Source organism: Halalkalibacter nanhaiisediminis (assembly GCF_007830185.1).
GTDB classification, from domain to species: Bacteria; Bacillota; Bacilli; order Bacillales; family Bacillaceae_D; genus Halalkalibacter; species Halalkalibacter nanhaiisediminis.
Genome location: NZ_VLKZ01000004.1, coordinates 59,133 through 74,202, shown reverse-complemented (window position 1 = coordinate 74,202; position 15,070 = coordinate 59,133). Strand labels below are relative to the sequence as shown.

The following is a 15,070-nucleotide window of genomic DNA, read 5'->3' as shown; positions in this document are numbered from 1 at the left end:
CTTTATGATTGTTCAATTTTCATATCTCCTAGTCGGATATAGCCTCGTTTTCTCATCCATTCAGAGATAGCTAAACTAATAATTGCTGGTCCCACAAAGTAAAGTGAGACAACTGCGATTAATACATTACTTGAAAAGCCCATATCTGTAAAGGTCATGATTGGTCCGACTAACCCACTTGTGCCCATTCCAGCTCCCGCAGGAAGATTAGTCATCCCGTACACAACCGTCCCAATCGGGGCAAGGATCGCACCTGCTACAGTCGGTGGAATGAGTATCGATGGTTTTTTAATAATATTTGGTACTTGCAACATTGACGTTCCTAATCCTTGCGCAATAAGACCAGACCAACCATTTTCTCTGTAGCTACTAACCGCAAAACCAACCATTTGAGCCGCACACCCTATTGTAGCTGCTCCTGCCGCAACGCCTTGTAATTCAAGCATAATCGCAAGTGCCGCACTTGAGATCGGTGCTGTGAGAGCTAGACCCATTAACGTAGCGACAATAATTCCCATTAAAATCGGTTGTTGTTCCGTTCCCCACATAATTAGCTGCCCCAATTGCTGCATCCCAGTTTGAATCCATGGTCCAACAAAACTAGCAGCTAGAAAGCCTGTTGTAATCGTGACAAAAGGCGTCACGATAATATCGAGCTTTGTTTCTTGTGAGACGAGTTTACCAATCTCTGTTGAAATAACAGCCGCAACAAAGCTACCAGCTGGCCCTCCTAATTCAGCACCAGCTGCCCCGCTGACAATAGCTGCAAATAAAACAAGACGAGGTGCTTTAAGACCATATGCGACAGCAACACCGATTGCAGGCCCCATTAAGCTCATCGCTAAAGCCCCTACATCTTCAAAAAACAAAGGAATGACTTGCTCGCCCATTATAATACTTAATTGCTCTCCAAGCGTTCGCAAAATCAAACCGATAATAAGAGAAGCAAATAAACCTAAAGCCATATGACTTAATGCTGTAATCAAGTATGTATGCCATGAAAGCTCAATACCTTTTTTCTTCAAAAAAGCCTTCACAATCTATTCCTCCTTTTTTTCACCTTAACTCTTCTTCCGACAACTCGGTAAGTATCGTTCATATAAAGTAGACCCCGACTGAAGGAAGCTTAGACATCAAACAGCGACACTCCTTTTTTATCTTGCCTCAGACTTTTTAATCATACTCCCTGAGTGAACAGCTGACAAGACACCTTTTCATAAAAAAACTTATGATTCTGTTTAATTTGTTGTAAGATCGGTTATGAAGACAAATAATAGGAGGAATGAATGATGGAATTAACCGTTTATTTAGCAGGAGAAATTCACAGCAATTGGCGTGAAGGCATTCGGAAACAGGCAAAGGAACTGAAATTACCATTGCACTTTACTGGTCCAATGGAAGATCATGACCGCTCCGATCATATTGGGGAAGAAATACTTGGACCTCAACCTAATAAGGTTGCAAAAGATGAAGCAGCATCAAGTATTAACAATTTACGCACACAGCTCTTAATCGGAAAAGCCGATGTCGTCATTGCTTTCTTTGGCAAAGAGTACAAGCAGTGGAATAGTGCGATGGATGCTGCAACCGCTATCACTTTACAGAAGCCTGTGATCATTATTCGCGAGGAAAGTCTTCACCATGCCTTAAAAGAACTATCTAATAAAGCACAAGTCGTCGCTGAAACACCAGAACAAGCGCTAAAAGCACTTGCTTACGTATTTGAATAAGCACGAAGAAAGAAAAAGTCTGAACAGATCAGACTTTTTCTTTCTTCCTTCATTACATCCACCTGTTTGTTAATGTTTCAATTGTTCATCTGAAGCGAGATATTGTCCATATAACAGCTTAACTAAATGGGCAAACATTTCTTTTCTGCTTACCCATCCAGCCGTATAAATGCCAACAGCTCCTTCTTTTTGTCTGACTCCTTTATCACCTGTTACGCTCGTCATAATATCGCCAAGCTCTTCACCTTTTTTTAAACGTTCGGCTACGTCATCAGGGAGTGGAAACCTCGCGCCACCAGCTACCCACTGTCTTCCATCAGTATGATAGAGCGCTCCCCAATTACAGAGCATCAGACCAACCTCTGTTTCAACAACACCGCCTTCTAATCCAATTCCAAGTGTAGAATCGGTTTTTTCTAAGGCTGCCTTTGCACGGTTAAGAGCACCAAGCATGGTCTCATGATCTGAAAACGGTTGATCCGATACACCTGACTCTACTGTAACGCTCACAACTGTTAAGCGCTCATGAATCAATGTATCTTGTACAGCATGAACTTTTGCAGGATTTTTCGTCCCAATTGCAACCTTCACTTAATCCCTCCTCATCAATAAACAAAGAGCCTGATTTTAGTGTATACACCTTTACACTAAGATCAGACCTTAACTCATTAAGCTTGTTTTTTAATCGTCTCTAATGTACTTGCATCAGATGCTTTAACAAGCTTTACGACTAATTCTTTTGCAGCTGCATAGTCGTCAATGTGAACAATCGATGCCGCGGTGTGAATGTAGCGTGAGCAAATACCAATAACAGCAGAAGGAACACCATCACCCGACAAATGTACGCGGCCAGCATCAGTCCCACCTTGAGAAATGAAATACTGATAAGGAATGTTATGTGTTTCAGCTGTATCCAACACAAATTCCCTCATTCCGCGATGCGTGATCATCGTTCGATCAAAAATACGTAGCAACGCCCCTTTTCCAAGCTGACCAAAAGCATCCTTTCCTCCCGTTGCATCATTTGCAGGACTAGCATCTAGTGCATAAAAGAGATCTGGCTTAATCATATTAGCAGCAGTTTGTGCTCCGCGTAGTCCAACTTCCTCTTGAACGGTCGCGCCTGAATAAAGAATATTTGGCAGCAACTCATGCTGCAATTCCTTTAAGAGTTCGATTGAAAGACCGACTCCATAACGATTATCCCATGCTTTTGCTAAAATCTTTTTTTTATTAGCCATTGGCGTGAACGGGCAGATTGGAACAATTTGTTGACCAGGCTTTACTCCAATTTTTTGAGCGTCTTCTTTATCATCCGCTCCAATGTCAATATACATATTCTTAATATCCATTGGCTTGGAGCGTTGTGCATCTTCAAGCAAATGAGGTGGTGTAGAACCAATAACCCCAATGACTGGGCCATTATCTGTCATAATTTCAACACGTTGTGCGAGCAGTACTTGACTCCACCAACCTCCTAATGGTTGAAAACGAATCAGACCTTTCGCATTAATTGATGTCACCAAAAAACCAACTTCATCCATATGTCCCGCTACCATAACAGTTGGTCCGTTCTCATCTCCACGTTTTACCCCAAATATACTTCCAAGTCGATCTTGGACAATCTCATCAGCGTATTTCTCCAGTTCCGAACGAACAAATTTACGCACATCATGCTCAAAGCCAGGTGCCCCCTGAAGCTCTGTTAATGTCTTAAATAGGTGCAATGTTTCCTGATTCATGACAAGCTCCTTTCCAATACCATCATAACTATGTACCTTCTTCATTTTATCTGAATGTAGAATTCTTTTCTACCATCGTCCCTAACTAGTTCTATTCAAGGATAAATGATTGGAAACGGCTTCATTTTCCGCTATACTATTTTATAGTGTAATTCCCTTATTGTAGAAAGGATGATAGTAATGGCTATAAAGCGATTTGTTATAGGACTCGGAGTAGGGTTAGCAGCAGGATATTTCCTTCGTCCAACTATTGAAGGCGAACGACTGACTCCTGAACGTGTGTTAAAGGAAGTCAAACAAAAAGTTGCAAGTACTCATGCCATCTCAGGATCTTGGATTCACATGCTTCCTGAAAAAATTGAACAAAATCACTTGTCATATGAAGTTTACCGCGGTGGTCTTTCGACAACGACAGAACAAGGAACTGTTCAATACGAATTCCTTGCTGATACAAAGACTGGTACAGTGATTGCCCTTCAGACTGCATAATCTCATGACTTGGGAACGGACAGCGATGTTCGCTGTCCGTTCTTCTATTTCATTTTCATTCGCTCACGTTTTTTGTCATTATTTTTCGTATCGATATATTTTCCGTTCAACAGCATCAACCACTTCACCCTGTTCATTCCATTTTAATGCACGATATTTATAATCATGGTAGAACAAATAATAGGCATCCGTCTCACGCGCATAGGCTTGCCACTTCTCTTTGGCTACAATCGATGTCATTGGATAATCATCATAAGCAAGTACCCATAAAACATTAGCATGAGCATGAGTTGGCATAATATCTGCTAAATGAATAAATGTCTCACCAGAATGCTCAATGGTTAAAATAGAATGTCCTGCACTATGTCCACCAGTATGAATTAACTTAACACCAGGAATCACTTCTATCTCATCTACAAAGGTTTTTATTTGACTCTCGATTGCTTTTCGATTTTGTTCCCAATATGTATTTTGTGAACGGATATTAGGATTTTTCATTTCATTCCACTCTATTTGCGATGTATAAATGACAGCGTTATCAAAAACAGAACGGTCTTCACCATTTTTTTCCTTAACTAAACCTGTCACATGATCAAAGTGTAAGTGTGTCATCAAAACAAAATCAATCTCCTTAGGCTTCACCCCTAACGTTTCAAGATCTGTTTCGACTGCTGATTCTTCTAAAATCCCATAATTTCTTTTTTGTTTCTCATTAAAACGACCGTTCCCTATTCCAGCTTCCACTAATATCTTAAAACCATCTTTTTCAATTAAAAATGGATCCGTCCGTAACTCAATTTGATTGTTTTCATTATGAGGATATTTTCTACTCCATAATGGTTTAGGAACAACTCCAAACATCGCCCCACCATCCATGTGAGTCACCCCACCATTTAACCATGTAATCGTTAGACCATCTCGTTCAATTCGTTCCATTTTAATACCTCCTCTTCCTATGACTCATTAACTAATTCGATATAGAGGAGGGAAAATCCTGTACACTCTTTTTCAAATGAAAAAGGCTTGAACGCTAGAAATCTAGTTCGTTCAAACCTTCTCAATCAATTCTTTCTACTGCGAAATTGCGCCTCACAACGGTAGATGCGCATCCCTTTTTTCGAAAATTTTTCTTCATACTCTGTCATGACATTGCCTTTGTAATTACTACGATGCAAATCGAGGCTAACTTGATGAAGAGTCATACCGTAGTTAGCGAAACTTTCCAATGAATATTCAAATAAGCCTTGGTTATCGGTTTTAAAGTGAACTTCACCATTTCTTTTTAAGAGCTGTTCATATAAACGTAAGTAACCTTTATATGTCAAGCGACGTTTTTCATGGCGATTTTTTGGCCATGGATCGGTAAAGTTAATGTATACACGATCAATTTCCTCATCCGAAAAAAAATCAAGTAACTCACCAACATCTTCATTTAAAAATTTTACATTGGGTTGCTCTGATTCCTTCACTCGTTCCATAGCGGTTAGTAAGACACTATCATACTTTTCGATACCGATATAATTAATATCTGGATGTAAGACTCCCATCCCGACTAGAAATTGACCTTTCCCAGTTCCTACTTCCACATGTATTGGATGATCATTACCAAACAATTCTTTCCATTTACCTTTGTGTTGACTTGGGTTTTGGATCACGATATGTGGATGACGCTCCAATTCTTCCGTTGCCCAAGGTTTGTGACGCAAACGCACCTAAACCACTCCTCTTCTATCTTCCCAACAGATATTATATGTTGCAAAACCTTAATTGTATATTAAAAATTTAAAACTACATCATTGATTAAAAAAGAACATGTCGAACAACCAAACTTACTCTTCCTAAAATATCAACCCTGCGATGTATAATCAGTCCGTTACTCAAGCATGCTATAGCTACACTATATTGATTTTTTAAAGGAGTGTATACAACATATGCCTCTCACATCTCAAGATAAATTAAGGCTACTTAAAGATCTCTTACAAAATCAAGCAGCAGAACAATACATGACCAATGGAGAAGCTACACAAATTGAACGACTCGTTTCCTCTCTAGCAGCCGACACAAACCTTGACCCTGCTGTCCATCAAACATTAGACCAAATTCAACAAATACATCAGATAAATCATGAGCCATTTCAACAAGCTGATGTCGACCAATGGCTAGGTACCTTTTCAACTGAATAATTCGACGGCATCATGGTTCATTCCCCAGGAAATTGTCTCTTCGCTTTTAACTTAGACAAAGAGAAGACTCACCGCTCCATTTCAAGCGGCGAGTCTGATTAGTCTTTTAAAAGACTTTGAATATAATCCTTTAATTGTTCTACTTCTTCATATTGTTGTCTTCCATAATGCCACAGCAGAACCGAAATCGTTTGAGAAACAACGTACCAGTGCATTCGCTCTCTTAATGATTCGCCAAAGGATAACCCATATTCCTCTAACCATAATTCCCATTCAGGCTCTGGAATGTATGAATATAGTAGCAATCCTAAATCTAAAGCTGGATCAGAAACTGTCGCTCCGTCCCAATCAATTAAGTAAAGTTGATCTTCTTCATCAAGGATCCAATTGTTATGATTAATGTCACAATGGCATACAGCGACATGTTCATAACGAACTTGCTCTAACGTATCAAGCAGATAACTCATCCCGCGCTCAATTATATCATCTTCAATGTGATGTTCTTGAAGCTGACGACGAAGATTCTCAACAATCACATATGGTGTTAAAGGCTCATTTCCAATCCGTTTAAACATATCGAGCAATTCACTTGAACCATGTATTTTGGCTAAAAGCGCGGCAACACGGTTCTCTTTCATTTCATAAGCCTTTAGTTCTCGCCCTTGCACCCAGCGTTGAGCTGTCACCACATCTCCATTTTCAAGGCGTTTTGTCCAGAGTAGCTTTGGAACAATTCCTTCTGCTGAAAGTACGGCAAGAAAAGGTGACGAATTACGTTTTAGGAAAACGGTTTGTTCACCTTGCTGGGCTATATATGCTTCACCTGTTGCGCCTCCTGCTGGTTGAACCCTCCAGCCGTCTCCTAAAAAAAATTCCACCCAATTCACCCTCAATTTCTTTAACTAGCAATCCGCATTTATAAAGATCTACATCTTTTAACAGTATATCGCATTTTTCGCCATTTACCTACGTCATTTCAAGTAAGACATACTATTAACAAAGCTGGACTTTTCGACAAGTCGTAGCAGCGACAGCCTTAGTTGCCATTATCCCTTAGGATTTCAACTATTGAACGATCGATAACAGTACGTTCAAAAATTTATATGATCCTAACGTGAAAAATAACGAAAGCAGAGCTGCAACCGCAAGGCTCTGCCCCCGTTTTATTTATACATACAAATATCTCCATTGACATGACCAACTCATTAGCCATATCTAATCTGTATAATGTTATCAGAGATGCTGCCTGATCGTCAATGACTACTTACCACCCTACACCTTGCCCCCGCTCTTAAACTGCCGATTTTTCCCATTAACTCAATTATTGTAAAAATTTATCAATAAAACTTATCGCAATCGATAATTGACAAATGGATGGTTCTTTTGCTTCAATGATGAAAGCACCTTTTTCCTCTTGTTATGTAGCAAGAAGAACCTTGTTTCTTTATCCAAATTGAGCAAAGGAACAGGACCGCTCATTACCCTCATTCTTGTGAGTAAAAGAGAGAAAGGGATCGAATAAACTGGAGGAAAAAAATGTTACACGAAACGAAACCAATACGTGCACGATTATTAATTTCTTGTCATGATCGCCCAGGAATTGTCTCTTCTGTATCGACTTTTTTACACGAACATAATGCCAACATTGTCCAATCCGATCAATACTCAACCGATCCATCAGGTGGTATGTTTTTTATGAGGGTTGAATTTGATTTGTTTGAGAACGGACTTAAGTTCGCCCAAGTGAAAGAAGCATTCGCAGCTGTTGCGAACACATTTGAAATGGAATGGCAAATGGAGCTAGAATCACGTAAAAAGAAGATGGCGATCTTTGTCTCTAAAGAAGATCATTGTTTATTAGAACTATTGTGGAAGTGGCGCGCTGGTGAGCTTATTGTCGACATTCCGCTTGTTATAAGTAATCATGCGGACCAACGTGAGGCAGTTGAGGCATACGGCATACCTTTTATTCATATTCCAGTCACAAAAGAGACGAAAAAAGAGGCCGAGCAAAAAGCGATTGATCTTCTTCATGAATATGAAGTCGATTTCATTGTACTTGCCAGGTATATGCAAATTCTTTCACCAACATTTGTCGCAGCCTTTCCTAAACGAATAATTAATATTCATCATTCGTTTCTCCCTGCTTTTATCGGTGCCAACCCTTATGCTAAAGCATTTGAACGTGGCGTAAAATTAATTGGAGCTACTGCTCACTATGTAACAGATGACTTGGATGAAGGACCTATTATTGAACAGGATGTACTACGCGTCAATCATCGCTACACAGCAGAGCAACTACGAGTTGCTGGACGTAATGTTGAAAGAATTGCCTTAGCCCGTGCGGTTACATGGCATTCAAATGATCAAATTATTGTCTACGGCAACAAAACAGTCGTATTTTAATTTCATGCGCATAAGAAAGTGCAAGCGCCTTGGTCAGCCGCTACAAGCATTAGAAGCCTGTCAATGTGTTACCAGATTTTAGGCAACCAATCGTAGGCTGAAATGACCTCGAGCGGTTAGGCTGCTTGCGCGAGACTTCATCGAATTTTCTTTCTTATCTTATTAAAGAAAATCGTCCTTCAAAATAAGAGGGACGATTTTTTAATCTAATTTTTTTAGTTCTGTATTGATATACTCAAATTCTTCATCTGTCATCGGTGAATCAAGAATAATCAGATGAGCACCTGAGCGAATATCTGGTAGTTGCTGCTCACCATGATGACGAATCCATAGAAAAAGAGACTCTTTTAATCCCTTTTTTGCTTCTCGTAGTGTATCTCCAAAGCTGACACACCCTTCAAGTTCATCTAATTCAATCATCATTTCTTGGCTTCCCATCCAATTTGATACTCTACGAACTCTCCATCTGAAATTCTCTGGTTTATAGCCCTCTCCAAAAGGCTGATTCGTACTATTCAACATACCTCTCCTTCCTTTATGTTCTCTATCACCAAATCACTCAGATTTCGTTTTATCCAAAAGTAAAATCCCCATACATCGTACAGGGATTTATGAAGCTGCCTTGCTTATTATACGGATATTCGTTCGTTATTTCAAACCTTGACTTTCATTCTTTTCTAAAGATTCTTGCTCACTTTCCTCATCAGCGATTTGACTATCCTCAAACTGATAAGAAACCGTATGACAATGCTCAAGCAATGCTGCCGTTACCTTCATTTGCTGATGCTTAAGTGGAGACGGATGTTTGATGATACGAGTTTGCCAAGAATCAAATGTTCTTCGATCAACTAACTCAACATTTGCTCCTTGCATCTTATTATCAATAATACTAGTAGGACAAAGGACGACTTTGCGAATCGGAAAAGATAGCTCTGCATCGTCTATTATCTCTCGTATCACTCCTGTCATTCGCGATAAAGAAAGGAGCGGACTAATTCTTTTTTTTCTTGTCTCATCAATATACTCAGTCCAAAATCGATCAGAACTTGCTTCAAAGACGCTATGTTCTTGTCCTTCTATGATAGTGACACAGATAATTTCAGTCGGACTAATGAGAATAATATCTAACTCAATTGGTGCCTTCTTAATAAAAAACACTGGTTTATACATCAGAAAGTAATTGTCTGGTACTTTTTGAGCAAAGAAACGTAGCCACGTATCTCTTTTGTAACGCGGATCTATAGACGATTCCTCAACCAAAGAAGAGCTAGCCCATCTTAATTGAGAGTAAAACAAATCATCTAAAAATGACTGCTTTAGCTGTTCTAATGTCATATTTTTCATGCGTTCATCTGCAATTGACCTTGAGTGATCATTCATGTCTACAATTTCCACTTGATCTCGGTTCCGTTTTGTCCATCTTTTGATACGTTCAAAGGTCTGTGCCAACAAACCGCGCTCTTCTTCTAAAACCTCATCATATTGATATTCTTTAGTATCACCATTGACCGAATCTAATTGAAACTGTTCCCAATCCGATTTCACATAATACCAACGCTCTTTTTTCATCCTTGAATATTGACTTGGATAGCGGTGTAAATCAAATTGATAACGAGATATATAATCTTCTAATTTGATTAAATGAGCCACGCTTATCCCTCCAAATGTTTAGCCGTTACGTTTATCTTTTTATTTATGATCATAGCATAGCTTCTAGTAGAAAAGAAAGAAGAGCATAGGACCGATTACCGCAATGACAATTGCACTAAGTGTCATCGCAACAGAACTAGCTGCCCCTTCACGTTCTCCGTTTTCGAGGGCCTTCGCTGTTCCAATCGCATGAGAAGCACTTCCAGCCCCAATGCCCCTACCAAACTCATTTGTAATCTTAAACCACTTAAAAAAATAAGGCATAAGTACGACTCCCCCTATCCCTGCTACCATCACCAGCACAGCTGCAAGAGAAGCATTCCCTCCAAGAGTTGTCGCAATCTCCATCGCCACAGGTGTTGTTACGGATTTAGGGACAAGTAAAGAAACGAATGATTGGTCAAAACCAACCCACTTCGTAAGCAGTATTCCACTGATAATTCCAACAACAGCACCTGTTCCTACGCTAAGAACAATCACGACAAAATAACGCTTTAACATTTCTATTTGCCGATACAAAGGATAAGCAAGTGCTACAACAGCTGGACCTAAAAGCTTCTCAATCCACTCTGCACCTATATAATACGTTTCATAAGGAATCCGAAAAACAAGTAGTAAAATTATTAGAATCATCGTTGCAATTAATACTGGCACAGTAAAAGGATAAGGGTACTTTTTATAAAAGGCTTTTGCAATAAGGTAAACAACGAGGGTTATAACAATAGAAAAAATAGCCGTAATGATTGTCATAATTTTTCTCCCTCCTTCCTATTTGCTAAAATTTGAGCCATCCAGCCTGAAGTAAGAAAGACCATGATCGTGCTCATTAAGGCGATCACAATTAACAAGATTCCCTTTCCTGCAAATAAATCTAGAAATTGAATCGTCCCTACTGTAACTGGCAAGAACAAAATCGGCATATGCTGTAAAATAAGATGTGTCCCTTGCTCGATAAAACGAACAGGAAGCACCTTTGTCACTAACAAAGTAAATAATAAAAGCATGCCTATAATGCTTCCTGGGATGAATAAATGAAAGGTTTCCTGAATCCATTCACCTATCATATAAAAAATAGACAAGACTAAAATATGAATAATAATGATGATCCATTTCATTGTTCCCCACCAAAACGAAATGTCTCGACAACTTTATATTTCGGCTCTACATTAAATTGGGTTTCATATAAAACGATTTCGTTCACCTGCCATGTTATTTGACTCAGACTCCTATGATCGAATAGAGTTTCTACGTAATCCTTTTCTCCAGCCCATTTCCTAGCAAGAGTGATATGCGGGGCAAACGGACGAGGATCAAGAGAAAACCCTATCTCTTGACACATTTGAAAGACCTTCTCACGATAGGCATGCAGTTTCGGCTGATCCTTCACACCCATCCAAAAAACTCGAGGCTGTAACTGGTGTCCAAATATACCGTAAGTAGAGAGTTCTATTGGAAAACTCATCCAGTTACCTATTGGATTTTCCAACTTTTCTTTTATTTGCGCAAGCTGATAATGTGTGCAATCTCCAAGAAATATGAGAGTCAAATGGAGATCGTCTGGATGAACCCAACGTTTAAACGGAAGCTTTTCATTCTCTCTCGCTTCTCTAATAAGTTCTGACTGTACCTGCCTTGGGACAGGAATCGCTAAGAAGTAATGTGCTTTCATATCTATATCAATACACCATCCTTTAAAAAGATCATTTATCCATTGTAGCGAATCATTTTGGACATGTCTTTATTTTTACCTTTTTTCTGTTATTTCCATTTACACTTTTCTTTTTTATCCCTATTCGTTAACTAGGAAATACAATTCATTGTATGTTAAAATAGACCTAATTTAATTTAGAGGAAGTGTAGTTAATGACTGTTGTAAACAATATTGCAGAACTAATTGGAAAAACGCCACTTGTACGTTTAAACCGAGTAACTGTTCCAAACGGAGCAACGGTTTATCTCAAGATGGAAATGCAAAATCCGAGTGGAAGTGTAAAAGACCGTGCGGCTTTTAATATGATGATTGAAGCTGAAAAAGCTGGTTTACTTAAGCCTGGTTCAACGATCATTGAACCTACTAGTGGAAATACAGGTATTGGAATAGCGATGAATGCTGCAGCTAGAGGCTACAGAGCCATTCTTGTCATGCCTGATACGATGTCTCAAGAACGAATTAACCTTTTAAAAGCATACGGAGCTGAAGTCGTCTTAACAGAAGGCGATAAAAAAATGCCTGGGGCAATTGAAAAAGCGCATGAGCTCGTTCGTGACATTCCTAATAGCTATATGCCAATGCAATTTGAAAATGAAGCTAACCCAGGAGCTCATCGCCATACAACTGCTGTTGAAATTAAAGAAGCTCTTGATGAGATCAACAAACCTCTTTCCGCATTCGTTGCAGCCTCTGGTACAGGCGGAACGATTACTGGAACAGGCGAAGAATTAAAAAAATTCTATCCAGAGGCAACCGTTCATGTAGTTGAACCAGCGGGATCTCCTGTCTTATCAGGTGGCCAACCTGGCCCGCACAAGCTTGTTGGGACCAGCCCTGGCTTTATTCCACCGATTTTAAATGAAGAAGTGTATGATGAGATTTTCAAGATTGAAGATGAAGATGCTTATCGTATTACTCGCGATTTAGCAAGACTAGAAGGTATTTTAGTTGGACCTTCTTCTGGAGCAGCTTGCTTTGCTGCCCTAGAAGTTGCTAAGCGACTTGGCCCTGATGATGTTGTCGTTGCAATTGCTTGTGATACAGGGGAACGATATTTATCAACAGATTTATTCCAATTTGAAGACTAATTGAGAAAATTGATGCTCCTTAGCATCATCAATTTTTATACTTATCTTTTAGAGAAAAGGCGGTGGAACCACATCCACCGCCTTTAACTTATTTAGCTAACTCATAAATGGCTTCCGCATAGATAGCCGTTGCCTTAAGTAAATCATCAATGTCGATATATTCATCTTTTTGATGCGCCACATCCTCACGTCCTGGAAACATCGGTCCGAAAGCCACACCTGTATCAAGCGACCTTGCATATGTCCCGCCACCGATTGCAAGCAGCGTTGCTTCTTCTCCTGTTTGACGCTCATAAACAGCTTGAAGTGTTTGAATAAGCGAATGATCAGCTTCAACATAATTCGGTTCCATATGATCTAAAACTATACATGTAGCACTATGTTTTTTTGCGGTTAATTGTAATGTACCCAAGCATTGCTCACCTGATGCTGTAACAGGATAGCGAATATTTAACCCAATGCTCGCTTCCTTCCCGTCAAAACTAAATAACCCAGCATTCACAGTTAACGGACCAGATACATCATCACGAGTGGCTATTCCTAATGCTTTACCGCTACAATCACCAAGTAAATTCTTTACAACAAATGCAAGATAGTCGTTCGCCTCACTCTGTAAATCAACCTCAGAAAGAAAAGTCGCCAGCTCAATACCAGCATTTATCCCTTTTTCAGGAGTTGAGCCGTGCGCAGAAATCCCTTCATATGTAAGAGTTAATGTCTGTTCTTCAAATGTTGCCGTGCCATTATGTCTATTTTGAAGAAGGTGCTTTCTAAACGCTTCTTCTATTTTATCTAGATACACCCGATCTCCAATTAATGTCGCTATTGCTTTGTCTGGAACCATATTAAATCTTTCACCAGCATGAAAACGAGATAGCGTCACATTTTGCGAATCTTGACCTACTTGATAAGACCATTTTAAACTAGCATCTGCAATTCCTTTTTCAGCATGAATAATTGGAAAATCTGCATCTGGAGCAAATCCAATCGTCGGCATTTCTTCATGCTTAAAGTAGTAGTCAACACAACGCCACTGACTCTCTTCATCCGTGCCTAAAATCATGCGTACACGCTTTGATAAAGGTAAATCTAATTCACTTACAATGGCTAACGCAAAAAATGCTGCCATCGTCGGCCCTTTATTGTCAATTGCTCCCCTTGCGTAAATACGCCCATCACGAATCGCTGCAGAAAACGGAGGAGTTGTCCACCCTTCACCAACTGGAACAACATCGAGGTGACAGAGAATTCCGACACTCTCCTCTCCCTTACCATATTCAATAATACCTGCATAACCATCCAAATTTTTAACAAAAAAATGATAATCTTCACCTGTTTTTAACATGTGAGTAAGCGCCTCATTAATTCCTGCTCCAAAAGGTTGTTTTTCAGAGGCCGTAGATTCGTCTAAAACGCTATTAATACGCAGAAACTCTTGGGTTTTTGCAATGATTTGTTCTTGTCTTTTCTCCACTTCTTTTTTCCAATTTATCACTTTTATCGTTCATCTCCATTCGTATATTACGTTTAATAAAAGTTTACGAGCTTTGCTTAATTAAGTGAATTATTGTAAAATGTAAGCGTCGGGGGAATAAAGCATTTGCCACTGTATCGTACTACTAGAAGAAACACTACAACCTTACCTTTCTAAATCGATTATTGCAACTTGCATAAAAGATCGGGTACTGGTCATAGCATCCCTCTGACATGCCTTTATCTTCTATAGTGTCTGCAAGAGCTTGCACTTCAATATGTAGAATGTGCATAAGGACCTAGTCATGATTATGAAGAAGGAGTGGTTTTTTGAAAACTTCAACTGATCGTATGCTGACTCGCATTAAGTCCATCTATCTCTATATTAAACAAAGGGAAACCGTCACAACGAATGAACTGGTTGAAGAATTCGGTATAACCCAACGGACCATTCAACGAGATTTAAATGTTTTAGAGTACAATAATCTTGTTGAAAGCCCTGCACGTGGCAAGTGGAGCGTTACGAAAAAGAAAACACACGTTTCATAATATGAATAAAACAAGAAGCTAGTCTCTTACCCGAGGTTAGCTTCTTGTT

The 15,070-nt window shown here is 39.4% G+C and carries 18 protein-coding genes; 6 read left to right on the top strand and 12 right to left on the bottom strand.

Going from position 1 to position 15,070, the window contains the following annotated elements:
- Positions 1 to 2: 2 nt before the first annotated feature.
- Positions 3 to 1,037 carry a PTS sugar transporter subunit IIC gene (locus IQ10_RS07915; protein ID WP_144449956.1) on the bottom strand — a complete coding sequence of 345 codons (1,035 nt, stop codon included), beginning with the start codon at positions 1,035 to 1,037 and terminating at the stop codon, positions 3 to 5.
- A gap of 252 nt (positions 1,038 to 1,289) precedes the next feature.
- Here IQ10_RS07915 and IQ10_RS07910 point away from each other — a divergent pair, with 252 nt between their 5' ends.
- Positions 1,290 to 1,730 carry a YtoQ family protein gene (locus IQ10_RS07910; protein ID WP_144449955.1) on the top strand — a complete coding sequence of 147 codons (441 nt, stop codon included), beginning with the start codon at positions 1,290 to 1,292 and terminating at the stop codon, positions 1,728 to 1,730.
- Positions 1,731 to 1,799: 69 nt separating this feature from the next.
- On the opposite strand, the gene IQ10_RS07905 is transcribed toward IQ10_RS07910, so the two are convergent.
- Together IQ10_RS07905 and IQ10_RS07900 are read right to left on the bottom strand one after the other, a co-directional pair.
- Complete coding sequence (locus tag IQ10_RS07905; protein WP_144449954.1) at positions 1,800 to 2,321, bottom strand: DUF84 family protein; 522 nt, start codon at positions 2,319 to 2,321, stop codon at positions 1,800 to 1,802.
- 77 nt (positions 2,322 to 2,398) lie between these two features.
- Entirely contained in the window at positions 2,399 to 3,472 is a 1,074-nt protein-coding gene (locus IQ10_RS07900; RefSeq protein ID WP_144449953.1) for a M42 family metallopeptidase, read from the bottom strand.
- A gap of 180 nt (positions 3,473 to 3,652) precedes the next feature.
- On the opposite strand from IQ10_RS07900, the gene IQ10_RS07895 reads away from it, so the two are divergent.
- Positions 3,653 to 3,961 carry a PepSY domain-containing protein gene (locus tag IQ10_RS07895; RefSeq protein WP_144449952.1) on the top strand — a complete coding sequence of 103 codons (309 nt, stop codon included), beginning with the start codon at positions 3,653 to 3,655 and terminating at the stop codon, positions 3,959 to 3,961.
- Between the two features lie 78 nt (positions 3,962 to 4,039).
- On the opposite strand, the gene IQ10_RS07890 is transcribed toward IQ10_RS07895, so the two are convergent.
- Positions 4,040 to 4,897, bottom strand: a complete 858-nt coding sequence (locus IQ10_RS07890; RefSeq protein ID WP_144449951.1) for a YtnP family quorum-quenching lactonase — start codon at positions 4,895 to 4,897, stop codon at positions 4,040 to 4,042.
- Between the two features lie 125 nt (positions 4,898 to 5,022).
- On the bottom strand, positions 5,023 to 5,673 hold the full coding sequence (gene trmB, locus IQ10_RS07885) for a tRNA (guanosine(46)-N7)-methyltransferase TrmB (RefSeq protein ID WP_144449950.1): 651 nt from the start codon (positions 5,671 to 5,673) through the stop codon (positions 5,023 to 5,025).
- 219 nt (positions 5,674 to 5,892) lie between these two features.
- Between trmB and IQ10_RS07880 the strand changes: the two genes are divergently transcribed.
- Complete coding sequence (locus IQ10_RS07880; RefSeq protein ID WP_144449949.1) at positions 5,893 to 6,144, top strand: YtzH-like family protein; 252 nt, start codon at positions 5,893 to 5,895, stop codon at positions 6,142 to 6,144.
- 98 nt (positions 6,145 to 6,242) lie between these two features.
- On the opposite strand, the gene IQ10_RS07875 is transcribed toward IQ10_RS07880, so the two are convergent.
- A complete protein-coding gene (locus tag IQ10_RS07875) occupies positions 6,243 to 7,022 on the bottom strand; it encodes a phosphotransferase family protein (protein ID WP_144449948.1) in 780 nt (259 codons plus the stop codon).
- A gap of 658 nt (positions 7,023 to 7,680) precedes the next feature.
- On the opposite strand from IQ10_RS07875, the gene purU reads away from it, so the two are divergent.
- Positions 7,681 to 8,550 carry a formyltetrahydrofolate deformylase gene (gene purU / locus IQ10_RS07870; RefSeq protein WP_144449947.1) on the top strand — a complete coding sequence of 290 codons (870 nt, stop codon included), beginning with the start codon at positions 7,681 to 7,683 and terminating at the stop codon, positions 8,548 to 8,550.
- 201 nt (positions 8,551 to 8,751) lie between these two features.
- On the opposite strand, the gene IQ10_RS07865 is transcribed toward purU, so the two are convergent.
- The 5 genes from IQ10_RS07865 to thpR all read right to left on the bottom strand — a co-directional run bounded on the left by IQ10_RS07865 (position 8,752) and on the right by thpR (position 11,869).
- A complete protein-coding gene (locus tag IQ10_RS07865) occupies positions 8,752 to 9,069 on the bottom strand; it encodes a type II toxin-antitoxin system HicB family antitoxin (RefSeq protein WP_437177676.1) in 318 nt (105 codons plus the stop codon).
- A 129-nt stretch (positions 9,070 to 9,198) separates the two neighbouring features.
- On the bottom strand, positions 9,199 to 10,200 hold the full coding sequence (locus IQ10_RS07860; protein WP_144449945.1) for an NERD domain-containing protein: 1,002 nt from the start codon (positions 10,198 to 10,200) through the stop codon (positions 9,199 to 9,201).
- Between the two features lie 63 nt (positions 10,201 to 10,263).
- Positions 10,264 to 10,950, bottom strand: a complete 687-nt coding sequence (locus IQ10_RS07855) for an LrgB family protein (RefSeq protein ID WP_144449944.1) — start codon at positions 10,948 to 10,950, stop codon at positions 10,264 to 10,266.
- Positions 10,947 to 11,315 (bottom strand): CidA/LrgA family protein, encoded by a 369-nt coding sequence (locus tag IQ10_RS07850; protein ID WP_144449943.1) that lies wholly within the window; start codon positions 11,313 to 11,315, stop codon positions 10,947 to 10,949. The genes IQ10_RS07855 and IQ10_RS07850 overlap by 4 nt, the downstream gene beginning before the upstream one ends.
- Positions 11,312 to 11,869 (bottom strand): RNA 2',3'-cyclic phosphodiesterase, encoded by a 558-nt coding sequence (gene thpR / locus IQ10_RS07845; protein ID WP_144449942.1) that lies wholly within the window; start codon positions 11,867 to 11,869, stop codon positions 11,312 to 11,314. The genes IQ10_RS07850 and thpR overlap by 4 nt, the downstream gene beginning before the upstream one ends.
- A 194-nt stretch (positions 11,870 to 12,063) precedes the next feature.
- Here thpR and cysK point away from each other — a divergent pair, with 194 nt between their 5' ends.
- Positions 12,064 to 12,999 carry a cysteine synthase A gene (cysK, locus tag IQ10_RS07840; RefSeq protein WP_144449941.1) on the top strand — a complete coding sequence of 312 codons (936 nt, stop codon included), beginning with the start codon at positions 12,064 to 12,066 and terminating at the stop codon, positions 12,997 to 12,999.
- An 88-nt stretch (positions 13,000 to 13,087) separates the two neighbouring features.
- On the opposite strand, the gene pepV is transcribed toward cysK, so the two are convergent.
- Positions 13,088 to 14,500: a dipeptidase PepV gene (gene pepV, locus IQ10_RS07835; RefSeq protein WP_144449940.1), complete on the bottom strand. Its 1,413-nt coding sequence runs from the start codon at positions 14,498 to 14,500 to the stop codon at positions 13,088 to 13,090.
- 302 nt (positions 14,501 to 14,802) lie between these two features.
- Here pepV and IQ10_RS07830 point away from each other — a divergent pair, with 302 nt between their 5' ends.
- Positions 14,803 to 15,021 (top strand): DeoR family transcriptional regulator, encoded by a 219-nt coding sequence (locus tag IQ10_RS07830; RefSeq protein ID WP_199757402.1) that lies wholly within the window; start codon positions 14,803 to 14,805, stop codon positions 15,019 to 15,021.
- Positions 15,022 to 15,070: the final 49 nt, after the last annotated feature.